This window comes from Actibacterium sp. 188UL27-1 (assembly GCF_016901225.1).
GTDB lineage: Bacteria > Pseudomonadota > Alphaproteobacteria > Rhodobacterales > Rhodobacteraceae > 188UL27-1.
Map to the genome: position 1 here is coordinate 15,987 of NZ_JAFEUL010000012.1, position 26,388 is coordinate 42,374.

At 60.5% G+C, this 26,388-nt stretch carries 16 protein-coding genes and 1 riboswitch; of the genes, 7 read left to right on the top strand and 9 right to left on the bottom strand.

Annotation, left to right across the window (positions count from 1 at the left end; translation table 11 throughout):
• Entirely contained in the window at nucleotides 1-2,778 is a 2,778-nt protein-coding gene (locus IU397_RS15280; protein ID WP_204415375.1) for a molybdopterin oxidoreductase family protein, read from the bottom strand.
• A gap of 339 nt (nucleotides 2,779-3,117) precedes the next feature.
• On the opposite strand from IU397_RS15280, the gene IU397_RS15285 reads away from it, so the two are divergent.
• Nucleotides 3,118-3,516 (top strand): ACT domain-containing protein, encoded by a 399-nt coding sequence (locus IU397_RS15285; RefSeq protein WP_204415383.1) that lies wholly within the window; start codon nucleotides 3,118-3,120, stop codon nucleotides 3,514-3,516.
• On the opposite strand, the gene IU397_RS15290 is transcribed toward IU397_RS15285, so the two are convergent.
• From IU397_RS15290 to IU397_RS15300, 3 genes are read right to left on the bottom strand one after another with little or no spacing between them, the layout of a single operon-like run.
• On the bottom strand, nucleotides 3,513-6,671 hold the full coding sequence (locus tag IU397_RS15290; RefSeq protein ID WP_204415385.1) for an AAA family ATPase: 3,159 nt from the start codon (nucleotides 6,669-6,671) through the stop codon (nucleotides 3,513-3,515). The two genes, IU397_RS15285 and IU397_RS15290, sit on opposite strands and share 4 nt — an antisense overlap.
• 31 nt (nucleotides 6,672-6,702) lie before the next feature.
• Complete coding sequence (locus IU397_RS15295; RefSeq protein ID WP_204415387.1) at nucleotides 6,703-10,818, bottom strand: GMC family oxidoreductase N-terminal domain-containing protein; 4,116 nt, start codon at nucleotides 10,816-10,818, stop codon at nucleotides 6,703-6,705.
• Nucleotides 10,815-12,320 (bottom strand): hypothetical protein, encoded by a 1,506-nt coding sequence (locus tag IU397_RS15300; RefSeq protein ID WP_204415389.1) that lies wholly within the window; start codon nucleotides 12,318-12,320, stop codon nucleotides 10,815-10,817. Before IU397_RS15300 ends, IU397_RS15295 begins: the two co-directional genes overlap by 4 nt.
• A gap of 178 nt (nucleotides 12,321-12,498) precedes the next feature.
• A riboswitch (glycine riboswitch) is annotated at nucleotides 12,499-12,586 on the top strand.
• A 146-nt stretch (nucleotides 12,587-12,732) separates the two neighbouring features.
• Here IU397_RS15300 and IU397_RS15305 point away from each other — a divergent pair.
• The 4 genes from IU397_RS15305 (at nucleotide 12,733) to IU397_RS15320 (ending at nucleotide 15,830) form a co-directional block, all read left to right on the top strand.
• A complete protein-coding gene (locus IU397_RS15305) occupies nucleotides 12,733-13,971 on the top strand; it encodes a D-amino acid dehydrogenase (protein ID WP_204415391.1) in 1,239 nt (412 codons plus the stop codon).
• A gap of 167 nt (nucleotides 13,972-14,138) precedes the next feature.
• A complete protein-coding gene (locus IU397_RS15310; protein WP_204415393.1) occupies nucleotides 14,139-15,029 on the top strand; it encodes an SPFH domain-containing protein in 891 nt (296 codons plus the stop codon).
• On the top strand, nucleotides 15,029-15,316 hold the full coding sequence (locus IU397_RS15315) for an NfeD family protein (protein WP_204415395.1): 288 nt from the start codon (nucleotides 15,029-15,031) through the stop codon (nucleotides 15,314-15,316). The genes IU397_RS15310 and IU397_RS15315 overlap by 1 nt, the downstream gene beginning before the upstream one ends.
• Nucleotides 15,317-15,398: 82 nt before the next feature.
• Nucleotides 15,399-15,830 (top strand): NUDIX hydrolase, encoded by a 432-nt coding sequence (locus IU397_RS15320; protein WP_204415397.1) that lies wholly within the window; start codon nucleotides 15,399-15,401, stop codon nucleotides 15,828-15,830.
• A 40-nt stretch (nucleotides 15,831-15,870) separates the two neighbouring features.
• Here IU397_RS15320 and pyrF read toward each other — a convergent pair whose 3' ends face one another.
• On the bottom strand, nucleotides 15,871-16,560 hold the full coding sequence (pyrF, locus tag IU397_RS15325) for an orotidine-5'-phosphate decarboxylase (protein ID WP_204415399.1): 690 nt from the start codon (nucleotides 16,558-16,560) through the stop codon (nucleotides 15,871-15,873).
• A 455-nt stretch (nucleotides 16,561-17,015) separates the two neighbouring features.
• The gene (locus IU397_RS15330; protein ID WP_204415401.1) at nucleotides 17,016-17,309 is read right to left on the bottom strand and encodes a hypothetical protein; all 294 of its coding nucleotides are present in this window, start codon (nucleotides 17,307-17,309) and stop codon (nucleotides 17,016-17,018) included.
• A gap of 222 nt (nucleotides 17,310-17,531) precedes the next feature.
• Here IU397_RS15330 and clpB point away from each other — a divergent pair, with 222 nt between their 5' ends.
• Nucleotides 17,532-20,147, top strand: coding sequence for an ATP-dependent chaperone ClpB (clpB, locus tag IU397_RS15335; RefSeq protein ID WP_204415402.1), 2,616 nt, complete (start codon nucleotides 17,532-17,534; stop codon nucleotides 20,145-20,147).
• A gap of 196 nt (nucleotides 20,148-20,343) precedes the next feature.
• Here clpB and IU397_RS15340 read toward each other — a convergent pair whose 3' ends face one another.
• A complete protein-coding gene (locus IU397_RS15340; protein ID WP_204415404.1) occupies nucleotides 20,344-20,916 on the bottom strand; it encodes a L,D-transpeptidase in 573 nt (190 codons plus the stop codon).
• Nucleotides 20,917-21,022: 106 nt separating this feature from the next.
• Entirely contained in the window at nucleotides 21,023-21,676 is a 654-nt protein-coding gene (locus IU397_RS15345) for a peroxiredoxin (protein ID WP_204415595.1), read from the bottom strand.
• A gap of 248 nt (nucleotides 21,677-21,924) precedes the next feature.
• Between IU397_RS15345 and IU397_RS15350 the strand changes: the two genes are divergently transcribed.
• Nucleotides 21,925-23,181 carry a RimK family alpha-L-glutamate ligase gene (locus tag IU397_RS15350; RefSeq protein WP_204415406.1) on the top strand — a complete coding sequence of 419 codons (1,257 nt, stop codon included), beginning with the start codon at nucleotides 21,925-21,927 and terminating at the stop codon, nucleotides 23,179-23,181.
• 57 nt (nucleotides 23,182-23,238) lie between these two features.
• On the opposite strand, the gene IU397_RS15355 is transcribed toward IU397_RS15350, so the two are convergent.
• Nucleotides 23,239-26,388: an efflux RND transporter permease subunit gene (locus tag IU397_RS15355; protein WP_204415408.1), complete on the bottom strand. Its 3,150-nt coding sequence runs from the start codon at nucleotides 26,386-26,388 to the stop codon at nucleotides 23,239-23,241.

Here is a 26,388-nt window from a genome sequence, read left to right on the forward strand (position 1 = left end):
CTAATCCCCATCAAAGATTGTTTTGGTTCCTTTAGGAACAGGGGAGGACAGAGATGGAAATGCGGGCTGGGCCTCAACCGGGGCCCAACTTTTTTCGATGCGGACTTTTAGATCGAACCAGGCAGCCTGGCCGGTAACCGGGTCGGAATTGGCCCAACGTAGGCCGTCGCCTTTGGCAGGCAGCAGTTCGTGGATCAGGTGGTTTAGGAGGAAGCCCTTGGTGGCCTCAGGCGCCTTTTCATCGAGCGCCCAGGCGCCCTTGCGTTTACCGATGGCGTTCCAGGTCCAGACGGTGTTTTCATTCAGCGCGGCCATATGGGCGACAGGCACGGTGATTTCCCCGTGCGGGGACATGACGCGCGCCCAATCGCCTTCGGCAAAGCCGTTTTCCTCCCAGATCTTGGTCGGGACATAGAGCGGGTTCATCCCGTGGATCTGACGCAACCAGGCATTTTGCGTCCCCCAGGAGTGATACATCGCCATGGGCCGCTGGGTCAGGGCGGTTACGGGGTAGTCGTCGCCCTTGTTGTCATCGGCGGGGTCCCACCAGATGGGCAGCGGGTCGAGCTTTTCGATGATCTGGGCGCGCAGGTGATCCGGCGGTTGGCGGTCGCCGTGCCCCTCGGCTGCGCGCTGGAATTTGCGCATTGGCTCGACATAAAGGTTGAAGAGGTAGGGTTGCGGGCTGTCATAAATGCCCATGCCAACGGCCCAATCCTGGTATGCAGTGTTCCAGGGTTTATAGAATTGTGCCTCTTCAGGGATGTGGTTGACCCAGAAACCGCCATTGTCGATGTATTTCTGGATCTGCTGTTGGTTTACGTCGCCGCGCCCCGATTGGTCGCCGTTTTCGCCGCGGAACCCGGCCAGGGGGCCGATCCCGGGCTTGCGCTGGTGGTTGACGATGTAATCGGCGTAATCGGTGTATTTCGCGCTGCCGTCTTCGTTGGTGAAGTTCGGTAGTTTGAGTTTGTTGGCCAGTTGGACCAGCACCGTTTGGAAACCACGGACGTCGCGGTCAGGTTCGATCACCGGCCAGCGGATGGCATCGGCGGCGGCCTCGGCCTCACAGATCGGGCGGTCGAGCAGGCTGATGCAATCGTGCCGTTCCAGGTAGGTGGTGTCAGGCAGGATCAGGTCGGCATAGGCCACCATTTCCGAGCTATAGGCATCGGAATAGATGATATGGGGGATGACATAGTCGCCATTGTCGTCCGTGTCGGTGAGCATCTCCATGACGCCGCCGGTGTTCATGGAGGAGTTCCAAGACATGTTTGCCATGTAAAGGAACAGGGTGTCGATCTTGTAGGGGTCGCCCGCATGGGCGTTCGAGATCACCATATGCATCAGCCCGTGCGCCGACATGGGGTTTTCCCAGGTGAAGGCCTTGTCGATTCGAGCGGGAGTGCCGTCGGGTTTCAGCGCCAGATCTTCTGGTCCGTGGACAAAGCCCAGATGGGGGCCGTCGAGCGGGCTGTCGGGCGTGACCTTGCAGTGCGGTTTGGGATGCGCCTCGGGCGGCTTGGGATAGGGTGGCTTGAAGCGGAAGCCGCCGGGGACCTCAACCGAGCCGAGCAGGATTTGCAGGACATGGAGCGCGCGGCAGGTTTGGAATCCGTTGGCATGGGCGGAGATCCCGCGCATGGAGTGGAAACTGACAGGGCGGCCTGTCATCTTTTTGTGGCGTTCGCCACGGAAGTCGGTCCAAGGCTGGTCAAGCTCGATCGCCTCGTCAAAGGCGGTGCGGGCCAGTTCGGCGGCGATCTTGCGGATGCGGTCGGCGGGGATGCCGGTCCGGTCGGCCACGGCTTCGGGCGCGTAATCATCGCTGAGGTAGCGCTCGGCGATCTTGGCCATGACACTGTCGGGGCGGGAAAGGTCGGGCTGCACGCCTCTCTGGTCGAACGGGGTGAGTTTGCCGTCTTGCGCGCGGTCGGCGACCAGGATCTTACCATCGTTGTCGCGGACCAGCAGGCCGGTATCGGGGTCAATCAGCGCGGGCGCGTTGGTGTATTGCGCCAGGTAGTGCAGATCGATCTTGCCGGCCTTGAGCAGACAGTGGACCAGCGACAGGATGAACAGGCCGTCGGTGCCCGGCGTGATGCCGACCCATTCATCGGCGACCGCGTTATAGCCCGTGCGGATCGGGTTGACGCCAATGACCTTGGCGCCGCGTTCCTTGAGCCGGCCCAGACCCATCTTGATCGGGTTGCTGTCATGGTCTTCGGCGACACCAAAGAGCATGAAAAGCTTGGTCCGTTCCCAATCGGGTTGGCCAAACTCCCAGAACGCGCCGCCCATCGTGTAGATCCCAGCGGCGGCCATGTTGACCGAACAGAACCCACCATGGGCCGCGTAGTTCGGCGTGCCAAAGCCCTGAGCCCAAAAGCTGGTAAAGCTTTGCGACTGATCGCGGCCGGTGAAAAAGGCGAGCTTTTCAGGATTATCCCTGCGAACAGGTTCAAGCCAGGAAGCGGCGAGGTCGAGTGCTTCATCCCACGTGATTTCCTCGAATTCGCCGGAGCCACGGGGGCCCACGCGTTTCAAGGGCATGCGCAGGCGGGAAGGTGCATTGACCTGCATGATCCCGGCGCTGCCCTTGGCGCATAGGACGCCACGATTGACGGGGTGGTCGCGATTGCCCTCGATATAGGCAACCTTGCCGTCCTTCATATGGACGTTGATCCCACAACGGCAGGCGCACATGTAGCAGGTGGTTTTCCGGATCTCGTCCGACACTTTTGGAGATGTGTCGAGTACGGGTTGCACGGGGGCCATGGAGAGACGCTCCTGCTTGTAATTTTGTCGCCCGAGCGGGCATTTGACCGAGAGGCGATCCGGTTGTCGCCGTGCCCATTGGGCGGCCATAGGACCAGTTTAGCAAGCGCTATGTGGCCAAAACTGACAATTGGTCGCTAACACGTTGTTTTCAGATTTAAATAGTTCATGCGGACCCGTTCGCGTACCAAGTGCGATATCTTGGCCAGCAGTCTCAATAACCGACCAATCCGAGAACAAAGTACCTGTTCGCTCACGTATCATTAGAAATGAGACCAAAAATACCAGTTGATGTTTTAATGAAATTACGGGTCTCAAATTTAACGATGGATGCTTGAAATGACTGTCGTGGTAGATCTGGAGCTGTTGGCGGAAACCTACGCGGTCACACGGCTGGATCCCAGCGGGCCACTGCCTGACTGGATCCACGGCCCGGGCCTGATCAACGTGACCCAAGCGGCGGACGAAACGTCAATTCTGTGCCAAGCGGATCGAGTGCCGGACGGGGTGGAGACATCGCCGGATTGGGTCGCGATCAAGGTATCGACCAAGTTTGAGTTCGACGAAGCCGGCGTAGTGTTGTCTGTTGTGCGCCCGCTTTCGGAGAACGGGTTGGGGCTTTTCGTAATCTCGACCTTTTACCGCGACTATCTTTTGATCCAGGGCAAGGATCTTACGGCTGCGCGGAACCATCTGGCAAAGGCCGGGCATCGCTTTGTCGGGGATCAGGCGGATTAAGCCGCCAACAGGGCATCGATCCGGCGCATGAGGTGACCCAGTTGGTGCGTCGCGGCGATCCTGTGCGCCTCTGCCAATGCCGCGCTTTTTTCGGCGCCCTTGCGCATCAGCGCGGCTTCGCAGATCCGCAGGCGCGCATAAATGGCGCCCTCGGGACGACGGAACAGTTCACGGGCGGCGCGCAGATCCCGGCGTGCCATGCGGCGCCCCGCCACCCGGATGCGAAGCGCCGTGAAGATATCGGCACGGGTCATGCGCGCGGGATTGACGACCGACCGGTCCGGTCGATCAGGGGCCGCGGGCAATGGGCGCAGAATGCCCGCGATGGTCATTGCAACCTCGGCCCGCAGGATCAGGACAAACTTGGCATAGGGCACATTGCTAACTGAGGCCACGTCATGCACCAAGGCATCAAGCTGTTGCCAGCCAAGCGCCAGCCGTTTTGTCCGCAGGTTTGCCACGGCCTGTGTCATCCGATTGCCGTGGATCATGTTGTAATCGGACAGGCGTTCAGCCTTTTCGATCAGATCCTCCATGACGTCGCGCAACTCGTCCGGATTGGGGCCCTGGGCCGTCGCGGCCCCGAGGATCGATAGGCAGACATAGCCATCCGCGGTGCCGGGAACAGCCAATGCCTGACCCTTGCGGGCCAGGTCCGCGCTTTTTTCGATCTCGTCACTGGTTTGCAGAACGATGGCCTCGGACCAGCAGGCATAGGAGCGGGCGCGCATATCGTCATTGGCATCAGCGAACCGCATCAGTTCCTGCCCCGCGAGGCGGGCGCGGCTGACATCACCCATGGACCTGAAATGAGCTGACAAAAGGTAACGCGCCATCATCTCTAGCCGGTGATCCAGATTGTATCGGGCGTATTGGATCGTGGTCTGCGCCAGTTCCTGGATCGTATCGGGCTCTTCCCAATCGGTTTCTTCCAACACACGTATCAAGGCGGCACGGCACCAGCCGCCCCCGGATGTATCTGAACGGGCATCGCAGCGGGCGATCGCCTCTTCCAGGATCTGGCGGGCGCGGGTGTAATCGCGCACATGGGCCAAGGCCATGCCGAGCATGGCGATAACGCGATCCGCCTCGGCCACGGCCCCACTGGATTTGATGCGCGGCAAAAGCTCCTCACCCACATTGATGAGGCCACGGAAATCGCCCATGTCGTTCAAGGCCGTGACCCAGATGATGCACATCTGATTGTGGGTATCGTCATCAATGATCGCGGGATCCCGACGTATGAAGTCCAGTGCGCGCGACAGGTCAGCATTGACCTGATCCAACGCGTAGACCCGGGCGTTGCGCATGGCGCTGGCGACCAGGTATTTCACGGCGCGCGCCGGGTCATCGGCACGGGTGAAATGATAGGCCAAGGCAGCGCTGAGATCCGTGTTCTGGGTGGTTTGCCACTCCACCATCGCCGCACCGATCTGTGCGTGGATCTGTTGGCGTTGCCCTTCCAAAAGGGCGTCATAGATCGCGTCGCGCAAGAGGGCATGGACAAACCGCCAGTCTTCGGAACCAGCGGTCGGGTCCTGTTCGATCAGGCCAGCCTCAACCCCCGATGACAGGACCTGCGCCACATCCTCTTCGGTCACCAGGCGGCCCAACAGGGCGGTGGCGAATTGCCGACCGATAGCGGCGGCATAGGACAGGGTCGTGCGCACCTCTTGCGACATCGCGTCGACCCGGCGCAGGATCAGTTGTGCGACGTTGCCCATGACCAGATCGGGCATATCGGCCGTCTCCAGCGTCAGACCGTCCGGTCGATCCTTGAGCAGGTCCCTGGCCGTCAGGAACCGCAGGATTTCCTCTGCAAAGAGCGGAACACCTTCGGCCTTTTCATAGAGAAAATCGTTGAGTTCGACAGACAGGTCGCGGTCCGACAGGTGGCGGGTGGCCAACACTTTGGTCTGATCGCGGGTCAAGGGTTCGAGCGGCAACCTTTGGACCGCACCATGGCCCATCCACACGGGCGCAAATTCCGGACGGTGGGTCAGGATCAGCGCCCAGGGCGTGTCCATCTGCTGGGGGCCGCTGCTGAAAAGGCTCCCCAAGAGGTTGGCCGACGCGCTGTCGAGCCAATGGGCATCTTCGATCACCACGATCGTTTCCTGCTGTTGAAAGAGCGCAGCCATGGTGGCGACGATGGCGTTGCGCAGGCGCACGAGGTCTTCACCCGCGGCAGGGCTGTCGCCCTCCCTGGAAAAGAGCAGCGACAGATCGGTGACGGGAACGCCTGACGGGATGGCTTGAGACAGCGCGGCGAGGGTTGCCACGCCATCCTCCTCGGATGTCGTGCCGGCGGCGGCGCAAATCAGCTCGGCAAAGGGTTTATAGGGGATCTTGGCCGTGGCGGGATTGCATTGCCCCAGCAGGATCCGCGCGGCACTTTGGTTTTGAAAATCATGCAACAAGCGGGATTTGCCGATCCCCGGCGGGCCCGAAATGGCGGCGATGGTAGGTGCGGTGACATGCGCAAAGATCTGGGAGAGGCGGGCCATCTCAGCCTCCCGCCCGACCATGGGCACAAGGCCGCGGCGAGCCGTGGCATCGAACCGGGCACGGGTCTGGTGCAATCCGATCAACTGATAGATCCGGGTCGGCTGGGCAAAGCCCTTCAACTTGCGTTCGCCCAGATCCGTCAGGTCCAGCCAGCCTTCGGCCTGGGCGGCGACAGCTTCGGAGATCAGGATCTGCCCCGGTTCGGCCAGCGCCTCAAGCCGGGACGCCTCGTTGACCGGGGCGCCCATGATATTGAGGTCCATCTTCCCCTCCAGCCCCATGCGCCCCATCACGACCATGCCGCCGGAAATGCCCACGCGAAATTCGGGCCGGACGCCAAACTGCTGGTCCAGCCGGTCACATTCGGCCACGAGTTGGCGTTGAAATTCCAGACTGGCCCGGCAGGCCTGCAACGCGGCATCCTCCAGCGCCTCGGGCGCCCCGAACGAGGCCAGAAGACTGTCACCGGCAAAGGTCAGGGGTTTTCCGCCATGCTGTTCGACGACGGAGACCGCAATTTCAATGACACGCGAAACCAGTTGGTAAGTCCGTTCGGACCCCAACGCCTCGGTCACAGCCGAAAAATTCGCCATGTCAGTGAAGAAGACTGCGGTCCATCGCCGTGTGCCTTCGGCCAGCTTGTTCATGGGCCTCCCCTAAGGCCAGTGCGCGCGCAAACTATCCGGGTTGTCGCCGTTTTTCCAGTCGCTCCAATAGGTAGGGGAAGATGTCGGTGTGGCTATTGCGCCCGACGAACAGGTCCATATGGCCATAATTGCGGAAAACATAGCGGGAGAACATATCCTTTGGCGCCTCTGGGTGGGTCTTTTGCAGCCAATGGAGCGTGCGCAGGGTGGTTTCGGGGTAGAAGATCTGGTTGCGGGAACCCGCGATAAAATCGATAGGCACGCGGATCTTTTCGGGTGTGGTCATGTAGGTATCGGCGCCGGTGACATCGACGGCGCGGCCCGCACGCATGATGGTAGCGAGTTGCAGAAACGGGGTCGAAGAGACCTCCCCAAACACCTGTCGGAGGGCGTTATGGGTGGCCTCGTTCAGTTGATCATGGACGTAGCTGGCGCCAAACACACCGAAAACGCGGTGACAGACGGGATTGAGGCACGGCATTTCCCCCGGGAACGGGATGTTGAAGAGGAACGCGTCGATGGCCTTGTCGCGCTTGTAATTGGGGTCGGCCGGGTCATCGGTGGTGGTCATGCTGACCGTGGGCAGGCCGTTTTTCAGCAGTTCGGCTGTGGCGGGATCCAGGCCCAGCCGGTCGATCATGCCATCCATGCTTTTGGGTGCGCCGTCTTTCAGGACGCTGGCCAGGTGCATGTCGGCCTTGGCGTAGTTGAGCCAGGAGGTAACGGGGTGGAGCGAGGTCTGGGACGAGATCACCGACCGCACGCCTGTCACACCCTTCAGCAGTGACATCAGCAGCGACATGGAACCCACGCAATGGGCGATGATCTGGACATCGTGGCCGGTTGCCTCGCGCACCATCCTGATCGCTGTGGGCCAATCCTTTTGCGCGACGTTATCGATGGTGAATGGCTGTTGGGTAGCTTTCAATACAGGGCTGCCGCGATAGTCAAAAAGCCAGACGTCATAGCCTTGGGCGCACAGGTATTCCGTCAGGTTCACATCCGTTGTGTCCATGACATAGGACGCGGCCGTGACGCCAAAACCGGGGGCGAGGATCACCGGGCCCTTGCTTCCGCCATTGTAGCGGGTCAGCGCCAGATCGACGCCAGCCTCTGGGCGTGGGATGTGGTGTTCAGGCTTGGGCGCGGGGTGTTTGCGCGTCAAAGGGTGAGTTTTGAGGTATTCCGTGCGCTTGGCATCGTCGGCGCCGGGATAGTCCTGCAAATAGGACAGGATGCCGCCATAGCTGCGGAAAATCAGGTTGGCGAAAAGCGCGCCGAACCGCGCGACATAGCTTTGCCGGATCAGGTTGGCGAGCGCGGGGTGGCCAGCATGTGCCGCCTTGACCAGCATCAGCTTCATCAGATCGGCGCGCATTTCGGGGTCTTCCAGCTTGTCAGCCAGATGATCGCGGAACCAGCTCCACCCGAGTTTCAGACCAAGCGTGGTTTCATCGGGGGCATCGAACTCTTCCACCAGGGTCGAGCCCTGCTTGGCCAGGTCCTGCAGGCCAAGGGTCATCATTCCGCGCGCCACGACAGGCGCCGCGCGGCTGTCACCATCGTGGATATCAACGGCCAGGGTGGTGACATCGCCCCACCACGTGCTGCCGTGGCGTTTTTGCAGGGTCTTCTGACCGTGAAAGTAATAGCTGTGGCCAAAGAAACCGGATGAGATCTGCCCGGCATAGATCATATTCCAGCATTCGACCTTGCCATCGTTCGGTTTGAACAGCTCGAATGTGGCACCGTCTTGGATGGTGAACGGGCCTTTCAGGTAATCGCATTCGATCGTGCCGCTCAGGATCGCGGGATGGGTTTCATCCGCCAGCATCGCATCCAGTGAATCCGTAGCGATATGGAAATGGCCGGTGATTGCGTGGTCATCGCCCAAAGCCGCGCCATCGCGGGCGGCCACGGCATGGGCATCGCTGATCGGGTGCGCACGGTCGAGACCGCTGGGCGAGATGTGACCGCGCATCGTCTCGGAAAACGCCAGACCGGGGGAGAAATCGCCCATCGCGTCGCGTAGCACCTTGAGGGCTTGCCCGTAATTCTTGGCCGTGATGGCCCGTTCCAGATCCGTCAGGATTGGCATGAACTCGGCAATCACCGGCCCGACATTATGCTTGAGCTTGCCGTCGGTGAGCAAAAGGGCAAGGATAGCATCGCTGAGGATGTGTTTCAGGTCATCTTCAGGTGCCAGGACGGTGTCATAGGCGGCAATCACAGCGTCCCGGGCGGCACCAAAATCACCGGTATCAATGTCATGCTTGATCGTGGCGAGGATTGTGATGACCCCGGCCAGCATTTCGGCAGTCGTCTGGTCCGGCAGGGCCGGTGCGGCGGCGTCTTCGGCGATCTGGGTCGCGGCAGGCAGCGGTTTAAGGCTGTCATGGTCGATGCGCCATCCCTGCCGGTGGGCCAGCTTGTCCATCGCATGTTCGGTCAAGGCAGAGATCGTGAGCAACGGATTGACGCCCAGCGCGCCGGGGATCGTGGCACCATCGCAAACCATGAGCCCGTCATGGACCGGTTGGCCATCGGCATCGCGATGGTCCCCTGCTGGGGCAAAAACCTGACCAAACGCGTTGACCACGCCCTGTTCGGGGCCGTCGCCCATGACGCAGCCACCGATGGGATGGACGGTGATCAGCTTATCCCCGAACGGGTCGGTCCAGATCGGGTTTGGCATGAATTCAGCCCAGATCCCGTCGGCAGCCTGTTGCAGGATATTGTTGTCGCGCGCATAGGTTGGCTCGCGTCCGACATGGGGCCAGGTGACCCCGGCGCGACCCGTCCCGTGATCTAACGTAATTGTGCCGCTGCTGGTGTCATGGCTCATCACCAGGTAGGTCTGGGTACGCGAAATCGGGCCCTTATAGGACCATTCGGTCAGATGGGTCGGGTCAGTCTGAACGGCGGCGCCGATATCCGCGGCATCCTGCAGGCGCATCGCGAAATCACCGTAGCGGGACATGTTGCCCGCCACAGCCTCGTTCAGGAAAAAGATCGCGGACCACGCGGCCTGGAGCGGGCCAGGAAGAATGCCGTCTTCGATCACCAGACCTTCGGTCACTGGGCGATCCTTGGGGCGCATGTCGATGACACCGGCGATCACCGGGCCGGGCTGATATTCAGGGCCGTCGGGCGCGTGGGCTCCTGCCCCTACCCCATAAAGCGGCGTGCGTTTGTCGGCATCGTTGGCCTCGGCCTGAACATTGGCGTTGTAACCAAAGGCCAGCACATCGCCGTTGCCCGAGAAGCGTTTGCCCAATTGGCCCGAGAATTTCAGGTCGGTCTTTTGGGCGCTGCGCAACAGGATCTCAGTCGACCCCAATGTCCCTGCTCCAAGGATCACATGTTCGGCGGTGATGGGCGTATCGCAACCCGTAATATGGACCTGCCAATGGGTGGCTTTCGACAGATGGCTGACCTCAGCCCCCGTAAAGATCTGCGCGCCCCAGGCCACGGCATCGGGCAGGTAATTCATCAGCGTCGTGTTCTTGGCGGCGTAATTGCAGCCAGTGCAACAATCGCCGCACAGGGTGCAGGCGCTTTGGTCGAACCCAAAAGCGTTGGCGCCGTCTTTGAACGTAACGTTAATGGGGGGGTTATAGACCGGTTGCTGCATGGCGCGGGCGGATTGGCGCAACGCGTCCAGCTTGGGCAGGTCTTGGTACTCATCGGGATAGGGGGTGGCGCCAAGCCCCTTGCGCGCCCGGTCAAAATAGGGGGCCAGCATGTCGGGATTGTCGCGATAAAGCTTGGGCCAGCCGAAATAGTCCATTAGCCGCGTGTCAAATTCGAGCGAGACATTGGCGTTGATCAGGGACGTGCCGCCCAGGCCGCAACCGACCAGCACATTCATGTCGCCGTTCAGACGGACATCGAACAGGCCATCCTTGCGGCCGAGCGTCTCGCCCGAGTTCTGGATGGTGACCTGCGCCTCCTCCAGAATGTCGCCCATGGCACGGGGGTAATCGCCCGGACGGATCTCGCGCCCGCGTTCCAAGACTGCGACATCGCGGCCAGCGCGCGCCAGGCGGGAGGCAGAGATTGCGGCACCGTAACCAGACCCGACGACGATAACATCGTAATGATCGGCAGCTTTGGCCAGGGGCTGAGACAGGCGGATCTGGGTCATAGGATCGCTCCGGTCTGGCCAGCTTCGGCATCCATGGCGTCAAGTTGCGCGAACATCATCGTTTGGCGGAGGCGGTAGGCGTCTGCTGCGGTCTCGGACAGTGCGTCCCATACGGCCAGCCCGTCCTGCACATAGCCGCTGATCTGGTCATGAAACGCGGTGGCCGAGGGGGAAGGCCTCGACACCAGATCGACGCTGACCCGGGTCGGGATGTCGTTGGTCGGCACCCCGAAATAGCGGATGGAGACGGCATTCAGATCCTCGTCAATCAGGACCATGGCGGCCCCGTCGCGACTATCAAGCCGGGTATTGTCCAGATACCACCCGCCGGTATTGGCGACGGAGATGGATTGGCCAGCGGCGGTCAACACCTGATCAACGAACGGTTTGTGGGTGTGACCGAAGATAAAGGTGAGGTCGGGGGGGACCGCACCCAATTCCTCGACCAGTTGAGGTTTGACCGCGCCGTCCAGATAGGTCGTGAGGCCGGTCAGCCCGTCGGGGGACAAATATAGGGTTTTCGAATATCGTTCACTGTCGGACCAAGCCCCCAGCGTGGTGTCGAGCCCCGCGAGCACGCCGCGTTCTATCCAGGTTTGCAGGGTCGTATCGCCGCCCATGGGCAGCTTGGCAACGATGGCACGCTCGATCAGCTTGGCGGCGCGGTCGCGGAGTTGGCGCGCCTCGGCGCCATTCTCGGCCCCGGTGTAAAGATCGTTAACAATTTTGCACAGATCAGAGGCCTCGCCAAAGCTGGACCAGCCAAAATCGATCCAATTGGCGTTTTCATCGGCCAGGGCTTGCGCAGAATGGCGGCGGCGCTTTCCGGTTAGCACATCCACGAGGCGGCTCATCATCGTGTAGGTCGCATCGACGAAATGACCGTGATGAAAGACAACGGCGCGGGCGTGATCGTCTGACACAAGCGCGAAGTTCGGATAGTTGATGGTGACCGTGCCCGGCAGACCGCAGCGCCGGTTCAGGGCGGTGATCATGGGGGCAAGGATGCCGGAAGCCGTGGCAGACCCGCGCAATCCATCAGCCAAGGCGGGTTGCGCTGCCTTGGTGGCCGCAAGCAAACCCTCGACCTGGCCCGTTTCGGCCGCGCGCGCCTCATCCGCGAACCGGGCGGCTGTCCATAGGGAATGGTCGTGGTTGCCCGGCAGCATCACTGCGTCATCGGCGAACCAATCATTGCCGCCGCCGGTGATGGCACTGAACCAGCTGCAATAGCTCACCGCCGCGTCGGCCCGGTTGCAAAAGGCAAGGTCCAGCAAATCCCCCATCAGGATCGCCATGGGTTTGTGGGCCCCGGCATAGGGCGCCCCGAACTGATCCTGATTGTGCCGCGTGAGCAGATCCTGCATCGCGGTGCCAAAGGCGGCAGAGGTCGGGCTGGGCGCTGCGGGATGCACCGCCAATGCATCATCAACACGGGTCGCCAGGCTGGCAGCCGCCCCCGCATGAACATCCGACAAACAGACATGCGTGATGCGGCCCATTCAGCTTTCCCCCGTCGCATTTTGTTGAATTGACCAAACCATGGCGCGCCGCGTCAGGCAACGATTGCAGCTTTGACATATCGCAATGCTGCACCAGCAAAATCACGCGCATCTCATAAACATGTTGAATGGATTTGATTTGAGAAAACAGGCGCTTCATGTCATGTATCCAAGTGTACACGACAGACCGGGAGAGTGCGGGAAAACCCGCCGCCGAAGGAGCAATCGCCCCGAAAACTCTCAGGCAACCGGACCGGTCTGGCGTTCACACTCCGAAGAGTGGCTGAAAGGCCCGCCGCAGGAGCAAGCCGGATGCGAAACGCGTATCAGGTGAATCTCTCAGGCCAGTGACGGAGGGGGTTAGGGAGGTTCGCTGCGCGCGGCCTGTCTGCGCCCCAAGGAGACTGTCAAAATGCCCCATATCGCTGTTCTTGGTGCCGGGATTACCGGTGTCACCACGGCCTTTCATCTGCATCAACGCGGGTTTGACGTGACGGTCTATGACCGGCAGCGATACCCGGCCATGGAGACCAGCTTTGCCAATGGTGGCCAACTCAGCGCCAGCAATGCCGAGGTGTGGACAACCCTTGGCACCGTGCTGAAAGGTTTGAAATGGATGTTGCAGGCGGAGGCACCGTTGCTAGTCAACCCGCGCCCCTCCTGGCACAAGGTCAGCTGGATGGCGCAGTTTCTGGGCAATATCCCGAACTATCGCCGCAACACGATCAAAAGCGCCCGTCTGGCCATCGCGGCCCGCCCCTTTCTGTCAGAGATGGCAGACAGGGCCGGTGTGGATTTCGATCTGGAAAAGCGCGGCATCCTGCATGTCTATCGCGAGGTTGGCGCGCTCCATCATGCGCGCAAGGTGACCGGCCTTTTGGCAGAGGCCGGGCTGCACCGGCAGGAATTGACGGGCGACGAGGTGCGGGCCCGCGACGCCGCCCTGACCGGTCCGTTTGTCGGCGGTTTTTGGACGGAAAGCGATATGACGGGCGACATCCACAAATTTACTGTCGGCGTGGCGCGGTGGCTGGAGCGCCAGGGCGTGGTTCTACGGTTGGGGCACGAGATCACGGATCTGCGCCGCGGCGGTGACCAGGTCCATGTCAATGATCAGGCCTTTGACGGCATCGTCGTTTGCGCCGGGGTGGCCAGCCGCTGGATGGCGCGGGCCCTTGGAGACCATGTGAACATTTATCCGGTCAAGGGATATTCGATCACCGTCAACCTCAATGATCAGACCAGTCAAGGGGCCGCGCCATGGGTGTCGCTGCTCGATGATGAGGCCAAGATCGTGACAAGCCGCCTGGGTCCAGACCGGTTGCGCATCGCTGGCACGGCAGAATTCAACGGCGAAAACCGGGACATCCGTGCGGATCGCATCGCGCCACTGGTGCGCTGGTCCGAAACCATGTTCCCTGATGTCTCAACCCAGGATGTGACACCATGGGCAGGTTTGCGCCCCATGATGCCCTCGATGATGCCAAAGGTTGGGCGCGGGCGGCACCCGCAGGTCTTTTACAATACCGGTCATGGCCATCTAGGCTGGACCCTCAGCGGTGCAACGGCGGACATGATCGGACATGTGGTGGCGGGAGCTTATCGGCCAACGGCCCAACCTGTCACGATGGGCACGTCGCGTCCGGCATGATTCCTTTGCGTTATGTCAAGAAATCTGCCTTGACACGCCGCCATTGGGCCAAATTTCGCCGTTGCGGAGTCAAATAATGGTCAACCATTCCTATATGTGAGCTGTGACACATCCCGTTGGGTGCAGCCCCGGGGGGCGTGACACGACGATTATAAAGGAAGGACTTCATGGACTTAGACCTGCCATTCATACTTTCGGGCGGCCAGATCGTTATCTTGCTGATCGCGATTTTCATCATCACCTGTATTTTCCTTGGGGTTCGGATCGTTCCCCAGTCTGAGAAATACGTTGTCGAACGGTTTGGGCGTCTGCGTTCCGTACTTGGGCCTGGCATCAACCTGATCATTCCGTTTCTGGATAAGGTTGCGCACAGGATCTCTATACTGGAGCGACAGTTGCCCAATGCCAGCCAGGACGCCATCACCAGTGACAACGTATTGGTACAGGTTGAAACGAGCGTGTTCTACCGGATCCTGGAGCCAGAGAAGACGGTCTATCGGATCCGCGACGTCGATGGTGCAATTTCCACGACGGTAACGGGTATTGTCCGGGCCGAGATCGGCAAGATGGAACTGGATGAGGTGCAGTCGAACCGCGCCCAACTGATTGCGCAGATCAAGTCGCTGGTCGAGGATGCGGTGGATGACTGGGGGATCGAGGTCACGCGGGCCGAAATCCTGGACGTCAACCTGGACCAGGCCACGCGCGACGCCATGATGCAACAGCTGAATGCCGAACGCGCCCGTCGGGCCACGGTGATGGAAGCCGAAGGCACCAAGCGGGCGGTGGAACTGGCCGCAGATGCGGAGCTCTATGCGGCTGAGCAAACGGCCAAAGCGCGCCGGATCGAAGCCGATGCCGAAGCCTATGCCACCGGCGTTGTGGCCGAGGCTATTCGCCAGAACGGGTTGGAGGCCGCGCAATATCAGGTTGCCCTGAAGCAGGTCGAGGCGTTGAATACCCTTGGCGGTGGCGACGGCACGCAGACCATCGTTCTGCCTGCCAATGCGTTGGAAGCCTTTGGCGACGCGTTCAAGATGTTGAAGGGAGCCCGTTAATGGAGACGCTCTGGAACACCTGGTGGGTCTGGATGGCCGGGGCGTTGCTCTTTGGCATCCTGGAAATGCTGATCCCCGGCTATGTGTTGCTGGGGTTCGCAACCGGGGCCGCGCTGACAGGGATGGTCCTGGTGGTCACTAGCGCGATCGGGATGTCCGCCTCTTTGCCTGCGCTGTTGGCCTTTTTCGCGATCATGTCGCTGGCCAGTTGGATCGTGCTGCGCAAGGTGTTTGGTCTGAAAACCGGCAGTGTTCAGACGTTCGAGCATGACATCAACGATAACTGAGGCATCGCCGATCTCACTGGGATAGACCGATTGCCAATGGCGAGGCCGCGTTTGGCCTCGCCTTCGCATGAAGGGTGACGTGATGGACGAAGCCGCCGATACAACTGCGTTCCAAGGGGCCAAGGTGGCATTGCTGTGCGGCGACGGCGTGATCAGCCTATTGCGGGATGACAAGCCGGGCCTGCCCTTCGCCAATATGTGGGATTTGCCCGGCGGTGGCCGCGAAGGAGCGGAAACACCCGAAGAGACAGTGCTGCGCGAGACATTGGGAGAGGTCGGCCTGGATCTGCCGCAGGACCGGCTAATCTATAAGTCGCAATATAGGGCTCTTTTGCCCGGCCCGCCGCGGGGATGGTTCTTTGGCGGATGGCTGACCGAGGCCGAGGTCGCAATGATGGTGTTAGGCGACGAAGGCCAGGCTATGCGTCTGATGCCCGTCGCCGAGTTCCTCAACCATCCGCAGGCAATCCCATCCCTTCAATCCCGGCTGACCCAATTTTTGGCCACCCTTTGACGCGGCCATCATGACCGACGCGGCGGGACAAATGCCCGGATCAAAGCGTCGCAAGAATGGCCTGCGCCGCACCACGGGGATCCGGAGCCTGACAGACCGGTCGACCGACAACGATGTGGTCCGCGCCATTGCTGATCGCCTCTTGCGGCGTCGTGATGCGCTTTTGATCGCCCGATGCGCTGCCCGCCGGGCGAATACCCGGCGTCACGATCAGCTTGCCCTCGGCCTCAGGTAGCGCCCGGACAAACGCTGCTTCCTGCGCCGAGGCGATGACACCATCCGCCCCGGCCTCGAACGCGCGCACGGACCGTTCGATCACCAGATCAGGCAGCGCGCCGTCACAGATCATGCTGGCATCCAGATCGCCACGATCCAGGGAGGTCAGGATCGTCACCGCCAGGATTTTCATGCCGGACCCGCCGCGCCCCTCTACCGCGGCGCGCACCACATGGGGGTCACCGTGGACAGTCAGCAGATCCAATTCAAACTCGGCCAACCCGCGGGTTGCGGCCTCAACCGTGTTACCGATATCGAACAGCTTCATATCCAGGAAAATGCGTTTGCCGTGTTCCTGTTTCAGCTCATTGGCCAAGGCCAGCCCGCCACCGGTTAGCATCCCCAACCCGATCTTATAGAAACTGACCGCGGGGCCGATCTTTTGCGACATATCCAAGCCCGCCAAAGCGTTGGGCACATCCAGTGCCACGATCAGTTTATCGGATGGGGTCATGGGCAGGATCCTTTGTCGGCTGTTCGCTGAAAACCTCCGGAGACCGCCCTTGTCAAGGTGCGCCGCCCTGCGCAACCTGGGCCGATGAGCTTGGAAACCAATATGAAAAACGCGTCAGAAACCGAAATCTGGTATGTCCTGTTAATTGTTAAGGATGTCTTTCACCTGTCCACCGGTCGCGTCATTGTCGTGCCAGATTTTCCCCATCACGGCACACAATACACCCGCGCACACGGTCGGATCAGGGGAGTTGATGGCGCCATAACCCCCTGCGGCATCGGTATATCACCCGCGCATTACAACATCCCGGGTTGCACCGATGTGACCCGGAAATGGCGTTGGACAGTCGAGCCGCTGTTGACAAGAGATCAAACCATATCGGCCGGGGACCAACTGCATATTTGCGACCCCGATCTTGCCGCACTACTCAATCTGGAAAGGGCGAAGCCCGCCGATCAACCCGACGCCGCCACCGGATCGAACCGCACGGGAGATTGATCTGATATCGCTGCGCGGTAGCCCTCCTCAGCACGGTGAAACAGCTGGGCCATCTGGTGCGCCTCCTGGTGCAACCTGTCCCGCAGGCTGCCTTCGGCCAGCGGTGCCTTGGCCGGAACGCTGACCATCAGGCTTTTGCCGCTTGGCCGCGCGCCCGGATACTCTTGAACCAACAGATGTACACGCGCTTCGACCCGTCCGAAATCCCGCTCCCAATAGGCTTGCGCCACTTTCGTATGAAGAACCTTCATCGTCCGATCCCTTCTGGCTCACACCGCTCTCCGCGGTATTGAATGCCAAATGGGCACTGGCCGCCGGGCGTTACATCACCGTGTCACGCCCATGTGGTTGATCGTGAAAACGGTGTGACATCTTGTGATCAGCGCCCCGCTTGCCCATGTAGGGATCAGGTCCAAGGGGTAGGCTGCGAATGCGGGTGCCCGGTGAGATGCTGAACATGAAGGAGAGACCCGATGGACATGGAAAAGTTCACGGAGCGGTCGCGCGGATTTCTGCAGGCGGCCCAGACGATAGCGATGCGCGACGATCACCAGCGCCTAGTGCCCGAACATCTGCTCAAAGCCCTGATGGATGATGATGAAGGGTTGGCCACCAACCTGATCAAGGCCGCAGGCGGTGCCCCTGAACGCGTGGTCGAGGCATTGGAGGGCGCGATGGCCAAGCAACCCCAGGTCTCTGGCGGTGCGGGGCAGCTTTATATGGATGGCCAGACCGTTAAGGTGCTGTCCGAGGCTGAAAAAATTGCCCAGAAGGCCGGGGACAGTTTCATCCCTGTCGAGCGGATCCTGACCGCGCTGGCCGTTGTTCGCTCCGGCGCCAAGACCGCTTTGGAAGCCGGTGCTGTGACTGCGCAGAAGCTGAACGAAGCGATCAATGATGTTCGCAAAGGACGCACCGCAGACAGCGCCAATGCCGAACAGGGCTATGACGCGCTCAAACGTTATGCCCGGGATCTGACCGAGGCCGCGCGGGACGGCAAGATCGACCCCATCATTGGCCGCGACGATGAGATCCGGCGCACGATGCAGGTGCTGAGCCGCCGGACCAAGAACAACCCCGTTCTGATCGGTGAGCCCGGTGTGGGTAAAACGGCGATTGCCGAAGGCCTCGCCCTGCGGATCGTCAATGGCGACGTGCCCGAGAGCTTGCGCAACAAGCAGTTGATGGCGTTGGATATGGGTGCGCTGATCGCCGGTGCGAAATATCGCGGTGAGTTTGAAGAGCGGTTGAAATCGATCCTCTCTGAAGTGACATCCGCCGCCGGTGAGATTATCCTGTTCATTGACGAGATGCACACATTGGTCGGCGCCGGGAAGGCTGACGGGGCCATGGATGCCTCCAACCTGCTGAAACCCGCCCTGGCGCGGGGGGAATTGCATTGCGTCGGCGCCACGACCCTGGATGAATACCGCAAACATGTGGAGAAAGACGCGGCCCTCGCCCGCCGGTTCCAACCCGTGATCGTCGAAGAGCCCACGGTCGAGGATACGGTCAGCATCCTTCGGGGCATCAAGGAAAAGTACGAGTTGCACCATGGCGTGCGGATCAGCGACAGCGCGCTTGTGGCCGCCGCAACGCTTAGCCACCGCTACATCACCGACCGGTTCCTGCCAGACAAGGCGATTGACCTGATGGACGAAGCCTCAAGCCGGCTGCGCATGGAGGTGGACAGCAAACCCGAGGAGCTGGACGCGCTCGACCGTGAGATCCTGCAAAAACAGATCGAGGCCGAGGCCCTGCGGATGGAAGATGACCAGGCGAGCGCTGATCGGCTGGACAAGCTGGAACGGGAATTGGGCGATTTGCAAGAACGCTCAGCCGAGATGACGGCGCAATGGCAAGCAGACCGCGACAGTCTGGATATTGCGCGCGATCTCAAAGAACACCTGGATAAAGCCCGGGCAGAATTGGACGGTGCCAAGCGGCAAGGCAACCTCGCCCGCGCCGGGGAGCTGTCCTACGGCATCATTCCCGGCCTCGAAAAACAGCTCGCCGAAGCCGAGGACGGGCAAGATACCCGCATGGTCGAAGAAGCCGTGCGGCCCGAGCAAATTGCCGAAGTGGTGGAACGCTGGACGGGAATTCCGACCTCGAAGATGCTGGAAGGCGAGCGCGATAAATTGCTGCGCATGGAAGAAGAGATCGGCCGCCGGGTGATCGGGCAGCACTCCGCCGTAAACGCCGTGTCAAACGCCGTGCGCCGCGCGCGGGCCGGGTTGAATGATGAGAACCGGCCCCTGGGGTCGTTCCTGTTTCTCGGGCCCACAGGTGTGGGCAAGACCGAGCTGACAAAGGCCCTGGCCGCGTTCTTGTTCGATGATGACAGCGCGATGGTGCGGATCGACATGTCGGAGTTTATGGAGAAACACGCGGTATCGCGACTAATCGGCGCGCCGCCGGGCTATGTCGGCTATGATGAAGGCGGCGTGTTGACCGAGGCTGTGCGACGCAGACCCTACCAGGTCGTGCTGTTTGATGAGGTGGAGAAAGCGCATCCAGATGTCTTCAACGTGCTGCTGCAGGTGCTGGATGACGGGATGCTCACCGATGGGCAGGGCCGGACAGTGGATTTCAAGCAAACGCTGATCATTCTCACCTCGAATCTCGGCGCGCAGGCCTTGAGCCAGTTGCCCGATGGCTCGGATGCAAGCGATGCCAAGCGCGATGTGATGGATGCCGTGCGCACCCATTTCCGCCCCGAATTCCTGAACCGATTGGACGAAACGATTATCTTTGACCGGCTGTCCCGCGGGGATATGGACGGGATCGTGGATATCCAACTGGCGCGGTTGACCAAGCGCTTGGCGACACGGGGGATCACGCTGGATCTGGATGAGGAGGCGCAGACCTGGCTTGCCGACGAAGGCTATGACCCTGTCTTTGGGGCCCGACCCCTGAAGCGGGTGATCCAACGAAGCCTACAGAACACGCTGGCCGAAATGCTGCTGGCTGGCGATGTCGGGAACGGCGACACGCTACAGGTCAGTGCCGGTCCCGACGGTCTACTGATCGGCGACCGGATCGCAAGTTCCAACAGACCCGCCCCGGACGATGCCGTGGTTCACTGAAATCAACCGGAGGGGAACTCCCGCCCCTTTTTGACTGCATCAAAGATGCATCCTAAAGCGTTGGGCCCGACAGCTGCGCCGGGTCCTTTGGACCGGGACGCAGCTGCCGCAACGAAGCAATTAAACGGCAAACCTACCGCCATTATGTGTTCAGAAATATCCCCGCCGGAGGCACGAAATCATTCTGTATCAGTATTTAGTATACGGTAACTTTGGTGCCGATGGGAATACGCTGATAAAGCTGCGTCACGTGCTCATTCACCATGCGGATACATCCCGAAGAGACTGAACGTCCAATTGTCCAAGGCTGCGGAGTGCCGTGGATCCGGTAATAGGTATCGCGGCCCCCACGATAGAGATAAAGGGCACGGGCACCGAGCGGATTACCGGGACCGCCAGCCATGCCCCCCGCGAAACGAGCGTATTTTGCAGGTTCACGCGCGATCATGTTGGCGGTAGGCGTCCAACTGGGCCATTCGACCTTGCGCCGGATCGTGGCGCTGCCTTTGAAGTTGCGCCCCTCGGATCCAACAGCGACTCCATAGCGCACGGCCTTCCCATCGCCGAGCGTAAAATAGAGGTAATGGCTGCCGGTCACGACATGGATCTGACCCGCGGCAAGCTCCTTTTTTACCTTTACCAACCGCGGCTTATGCTCATCAGCGAGCGTCCAACCCTTTGGGCCATTCGCGGCGTGGGAGACAGATATCAGGGCGGGTGTGGCAAGAGCAGCAAGGCCACTTGTCAAAAGATGACGGCGTGTTGTCATGGGTTTTCCTTGGCAGACTTTTGAATGGAGCAGAATGCAATTCGAGGAGCCTGCCACGGGGTGATGTGGTCTGACAAGGCTGTCAAACCACACCTATTTCAGACGTCTAGCCCGGCTGTTTGGTCGTCCTAAGATACGGTAAAACCTTTTTAAAATCGCCAAACTTCGCCTTGGCATCATCATCCGAAACGGTGGCGGGGATGATGACGTCTTGCCCGGTTGTCCAGTTAGCGGGGGTGGCCACGCCATGCTTGGCCGAGGTCTGTAACGCATCGAGGGCGCGCACGATCTCCCCGAAGTTGCGACCTACCGTCATCGGATAAGTCATTGATAACTTAATATTTTTATCCGGACCGATGATAAAGACGGACCGCACAGTCGCGCTGTCGGCAGGAGTACGACCGTCGGGTAAATAAGCCTCTGCGGGGAGCATGTCGAAGGCCTTGGAAATTTCCAGGCCATTATCAGCGAGGATGGGAAAGCCGACAGAAGCGCCGCCGACCAGCTCAATATCTCCGATCCATTTCTTGTGATCCTCGACCCCGTCCACCGATACACCAATGACCTTGGTGTTGCGCTTTTCCCATTCCTCCGCAAGCTGGGCCACCGCCCCGAATTCGGTCGTGCAAACCGGAGTGAAGTCTTTGGGGTGGCTGAACAAAATCGCCCACTGATCCCCGATCCAGTCATGGAACGTGATCTCACCCTGACTGGTTTGAGCGGTGAAATTGGGCACGGTATCATTGATGCGCAAGGCCATCTTGCGTCCTTTCTGGTCGCTGTGAATCGTCCAGCACGGTAGCGAGAGCACTGACCAAGGGGAAGCCAAGCCCCCCGTGTTTTTGCGATACAGAACCCATACACATTCCATGCATATCCCATACATACGCACCGCGCGGAGCGTCAACATATTGGCGCAACAGCCATCGTCGGCGCCGTGGCGATCAAGGTGCATCATTTATAAAGGAGACCGTGCCAGTATGCCGCCACGAAACGAATGGAGCCAGAATGGTACCTCAAACACGAATCGGCTTGGCACAATTGACGAGCATGGCCTTTAATGGAGCGGATCTTGGGCCGCTTAGATCCGATCTTGCGGCGCATTGCCTCCATGGCGCGGACAGCGCGGGCGCATTGATGGATCTGTCGGTCGTCGAGCAGCTTCATGGAAACCGGGAAACGGGTCTGCACTGGCAATCCAAGGCGTTTGAAACATGCCGGATGTTTCGAACCTGGCAACGACAGGAACGCCGGAAAAAGCTGCTGGTCTTTGCCGCGCCGATCCATATGGGAGGCAACACGCCAGTCGAATTCCTGATGCGAGACTCTGAGTTCGAGGTCATCACGTATTATCCGAATTTCGACCAACCCAGTCAGGCGCGCCGCCCCCTGCCCGACCATGACATCGCCTTTTGCGCAGCACCTGCGGACGCGGAAGGGATCAAGGCCTTTTTTGACAACGTGCGGCATTTGACGGACGGCACCGGACAGCCGGTTCTAAATTCACCCGAAGATTTTATTCAACTCGACCGGGATATGTTGGACCACAGGTTTCGCGGACAGGACGGGTTGAGATTTCCAAAAACCATGCGCGTTTCTCGGCACACCCTGCTGGAGGCGGAGGATATCTGCCGCAGCAACCTGGGGGACTATCCGCATGTCATTCGGCCGGTTGGGTCCCATGCTGGGATGGGGCTGCGGCGGATTGCGTCCAAAGACGATCTGATGGCCTATTTGGCAGAGCGGGACGAACCGGATTATTACCTGTGCGAGTTCATTAACTACGCCTCTCCTGCAGACGGGCAGTTTCGAAAGTACCGCGTGGTCTTTGTCGATAGCAGGCCCTTTCCGGTGCACATGGCAGTCTCGGACCAATGGGATGTCTGGTACATGAACGCAAAGATGGCGGATTGTGCCACCAAGCGGGGCGAAGAGGCGGCCTTTATGGCCAGTTTTGATCACGACTTTGCCCGGCGTCACCAGAAAGGGTTTGAGGCACTGACCGAAGGGATCGGCCTTGATTATTTCGGGGTTGATTGCGCCGAGGATGCGGAGGGTAATCTGGTCGTGTTCGAGGCGGATAATGCCTTGATCGTCCATGACATGGATTGCGAGGTGACCTTTCCATACAAAGCGCCGCATATGCGCAGTATCTTTGCAGCGTTCGAGGAAATGCTGCTGAGCAAATGCCATTCCGATGGTGCGCCGAACACGATGCCGGATCGTGCGACCGAGATGGGTCGCGTTCAAGCTGCGCTAGTGTAAGGCAGTTGTATTGTCAGGCTCCGGGGCGGTCGTGCCAAAGGCGCCCCGGAGCTTGCGTTATTCCGCGGCCATCGGCAGCGAGATCGGCAGTTGCTGCTGCGTTTCGGCCGCTTCCACCGGCTGCGCTTGTTTCGCTTTCTTGCGGTAGAACAACGCGAACATAGGTGGCGTGAAATAGAACGAGATCACCGTCGAAAGCAGGACCCCGCCCGCGATGGACATCGCGAAGGGGGGCCAGAAGCCACCGCCCGCGAGGATCAGGGGGAGGAAGCCGCCAAAGGTCGTGATAGTTGTCGAAACGATATGGCGGCTGGAGCCAGAAACGACTTGGGCCATGGCGGCTTTGTCACCTTGTGCGGCTTTTTCATCGGCTTGCAACCCGGTCAGGATGATGATGGCCGCGTTGATCGAGACCCCGATTGAACCAATCACACCGATGATGGCGTTGATCCCGAACGGGTATTGAAAGACGGCCAGCGCCAACATCGAAAGGCCCGCCGATAGGATGGCCACGACCAGGGTGATGGCACTGAGGCGGAACGAATTGAAGGTTAGCACGATGGTGGCGATGGTCAGCGTGACGATCAGCCCGACCGAAGCCAGCAGATTGCCAAGGGTATTGGAGCGGGCATCGGAGTCGCCACCTAGTTCCAGCCGGTAGCCCGCGGGCACGGTGAAACCTCGATCATCAAGGGCGGTTTGGACGGCTTTCAAGGCCTCCTCTGGCAGGATATTCGGCGGGATATAGGCCTGGACCGTGTTGGCACGCTCGCCATTGCGGCGGGTGATGACGCTTTCGGCAGGTTCCAACCGGGCGGTGGCCAGTTCGGACAATGGAACGGTCGATAGCTGACCATTGGCCGAGAGGATGGCAGCCGTGGGCAGTTGAATCGGCAGGTCGGAGACGGCGGAGAGGTTGCTGCGCAGGGTATCGGTGAAGCGCACGCGGACTGGAAGCTCCTCGGTCCCTTCCACAAGGGAGCCGCCGGTGACCCCTTCAAGGCTCGCCTGGAGTTGGGCCGCCACGGTGGTGAGATCCAGGCCAAGGAGGCGCACCTTTGCTTCGTCGATGTCATAGCGGATCTTTGGAACGCCCCCGCTGACGGTGCTGCGCACCTGCGTGACGAAATCGAGGTCGGACATGATGGAGCGGGCCTCATCCCCAAGCTCGCGCAGGACAGTGATATCCTGGCCAACGAACCGCAACTCAACCGGTGCGGCGACGGGTGGACCCTGGACAAGACCGCGCACGAGAATACGCGCCTTGGGGAATTGCTGGTCGAGCGTTTCCTGCAGTTCGGGGACAAGGCGTTTTGAGGCCTCGGGCGAGGCCGAGTTGATGAGCGCCTGGGCAAAGCCGGGCTCTCGGCTGCGATCGCCCACGATGTTGTAATAAAAGGCGGGCCCAGATTTACCGATGGACCAATAGACCGAGTTGATACCGTCATCATCGGCCAGGAGCATGTCTATTTCGCGGGCAACCTGTTCCGTTTCGATGATGGAAGTGCCGCCGGGCATCTCGACCTCAAGATAGAACTGGTCGCGGTCGACGCCGGGGAAAAACTGCGCGGTGAGTGTCGGGAAGGCGGCGAAACCGAGGACCGGCAGGATCAAGGCAACGGCGATGGATTTGATCGGGTTGTTGACCGACCATTGAATGGTGCGCTGGAAAGCGCGGCCCAGTGCGCCGCCTTTGATGCCGCTGGCGAAGATGCCGCCTTTGTCGGTCGTGGGCAGAATCCACCCGGCCAAGGCGGGCGTGACGGTGACAGCCAGGAAGAGCGACCAAAAGAGTATGAGAACCACGGCGATGGCGATGGATCCGACGAAATCCCCAGCGGGACCTGGCAGCAGGATCATGGGCGTGAAGGACAAGGCCGTGGTGACGGTGGAGGCCAGAAGCGGAGCCACGAGGCGTTTGACCGATTGGCCCACGGCATCGATCCGGGCCATGCCGCGTAGCAGGCGCTGGCGCACCTCGTCGGACATGACGATGGCAGCATCGACCAGCAGACCAAGGGCCACGATCAGCCCGGTGACCGACATCTGGTGGATGGGCAGGCCAATGATGTTCATCGTGGCAAGGGTAGCAAGGCTGACCACGGGCAGGATCAGCGCGACGATCGCTGCCGCACGAACCCCGAGGGTAAAGAAGAGGACGGCAACAACAAGGGCCACGCCGATGGCCATATTGGTGCCAACCTCGGCCAAGCGGGCCTGGGTGTAGGTGCTTTGATCGAAAACGAGCGTGCGTTCCATCCCCACCGGGACCTCGGCGCTGGTTTGGTCGAGCAGGTCGTGGACAAAGCCCATCCAGCGGTCGATCTGCAGGTTATCCTGGGCCAGTACACCAAGCAGGATCGCCGGCTTGCCATTGTACAGCGCGAGTTCTTCGGCCGGAGTTTTGGCGCCGCGGGTGATGGTGGCGATGTCATCAAGCAATGTCAGGGCGCCATCGGCACTTTGCCGCACGGTGATGGTGCGGAGGCGGTCCAACGCTTTGATCTCGCCCGAGATGTTGATCGCGAGGTCTGTTCCGGTGTTGCGCAGGCGCCCGGCCTGGACCTTGCCGTCGGCGCTTTGAATTGCGGTGGCAATGTCCTGGGCCGTCAGGCCAAGGGCGGCGGCACGGTCCATATCGACGGCAACCAGAACTTCTTCATCAGGTTGACCGAACAGTTCGACAGCCTTGGTGCCGGGGATGCCGCGAAGGCGGTCGGCAAGCCCCTCAGCATAGCGGGAGACAAGTGAAATCGGTACGTCGGGCTGTGCCGTATTGACGGCGATCACGGTGGAATAAGCGCTGATCCCGTCCGCGTCGAAATCCGGAACCTGGACACCGGCGGGAAAGTCACGGCGCGCGTCTTCGACGGCGTCGCGCGCCTCTCCCCAGACCTGTTCGATGGTGGCTTCGTCCAAGGTCTCAAGCAATTCGACCGACACGACGGAGATGCCATTGCCCGAGACCGAGTCAATCGTATCAACCTCGGGGATCTCGCGCAGTTCTTCTTCAAGCTTGGCTGTCACCAGGGCCTCAACCCGGGCGGGGTCCGCGCCGGGGAATGATGTCGTGATGGTCGCGAAAAGGTTGGTGATGGTCGGATCTTCCTGACGACCCAGCGACAGGAACGATGAGGCGCCCGCAGCGATCAGGACCATCAGGATCAAGGCGACAAGGCGCGGCTGTCGAAAGGTCAGGGTCTCCAT

What these genes read in the sequence shown, in the direction of transcription:
- IU397_RS15300 (WP_204415389.1), bottom strand. Translation starts at nt 12,320, where the DNA reads ATGGGCCGCATCACGCATGTCTGTTTGTCGGATGTTCATGCGGGGGCG.
- IU397_RS15355 (WP_204415408.1), bottom strand. Translation starts at nt 26,388, where the DNA reads ATGGAGACCCTGACCTTTCGACAGCCGCGCCTTGTCGCCTTGATCCTG.
- IU397_RS15305 (WP_204415391.1), top strand. Translation starts at nt 12,733, where the DNA reads ATGCCCCATATCGCTGTTCTTGGTGCCGGGATTACCGGTGTCACCACG.
- IU397_RS15295 (WP_204415387.1), bottom strand. Translation starts at nt 10,818, where the DNA reads ATGACCCAGATCCGCCTGTCTCAGCCCCTGGCCAAAGCTGCCGATCAT.
- IU397_RS15340 (WP_204415404.1), bottom strand. Translation starts at nt 20,916, where the DNA reads ATGACAACACGCCGTCATCTTTTGACAAGTGGCCTTGCTGCTCTTGCC.
- IU397_RS15345 (WP_204415595.1), bottom strand. Translation starts at nt 21,676, where the DNA reads ATGGCCTTGCGCATCAATGATACCGTGCCCAATTTCACCGCTCAAACC.
- IU397_RS15285 (WP_204415383.1), top strand. Translation starts at nt 3,118, where the DNA reads ATGACTGTCGTGGTAGATCTGGAGCTGTTGGCGGAAACCTACGCGGTC.
- IU397_RS15350 (WP_204415406.1), top strand. Translation starts at nt 21,925, where the DNA reads ATGGTACCTCAAACACGAATCGGCTTGGCACAATTGACGAGCATGGCC.
- IU397_RS15280 (WP_204415375.1), bottom strand. Translation starts at nt 2,778, where the DNA reads ATGGCCCCCGTGCAACCCGTACTCGACACATCTCCAAAAGTGTCGGAC.
- pyrF (WP_204415399.1), bottom strand. Translation starts at nt 16,560, where the DNA reads ATGACCCCATCCGATAAACTGATCGTGGCACTGGATGTGCCCAACGCT.
- IU397_RS15330 (WP_204415401.1), bottom strand. Translation starts at nt 17,309, where the DNA reads ATGAAGGTTCTTCATACGAAAGTGGCGCAAGCCTATTGGGAGCGGGAT.
- clpB (WP_204415402.1), top strand. Translation starts at nt 17,532, where the DNA reads ATGGACATGGAAAAGTTCACGGAGCGGTCGCGCGGATTTCTGCAGGCG.
- IU397_RS15315 (WP_204415395.1), top strand. Translation starts at nt 15,029, where the DNA reads ATGGAGACGCTCTGGAACACCTGGTGGGTCTGGATGGCCGGGGCGTTG.
- IU397_RS15320 (WP_204415397.1), top strand. Translation starts at nt 15,399, where the DNA reads ATGGACGAAGCCGCCGATACAACTGCGTTCCAAGGGGCCAAGGTGGCA.
- IU397_RS15290 (WP_204415385.1), bottom strand. Translation starts at nt 6,671, where the DNA reads ATGAACAAGCTGGCCGAAGGCACACGGCGATGGACCGCAGTCTTCTTC.
- IU397_RS15310 (WP_204415393.1), top strand. Translation starts at nt 14,139, where the DNA reads ATGGACTTAGACCTGCCATTCATACTTTCGGGCGGCCAGATCGTTATC.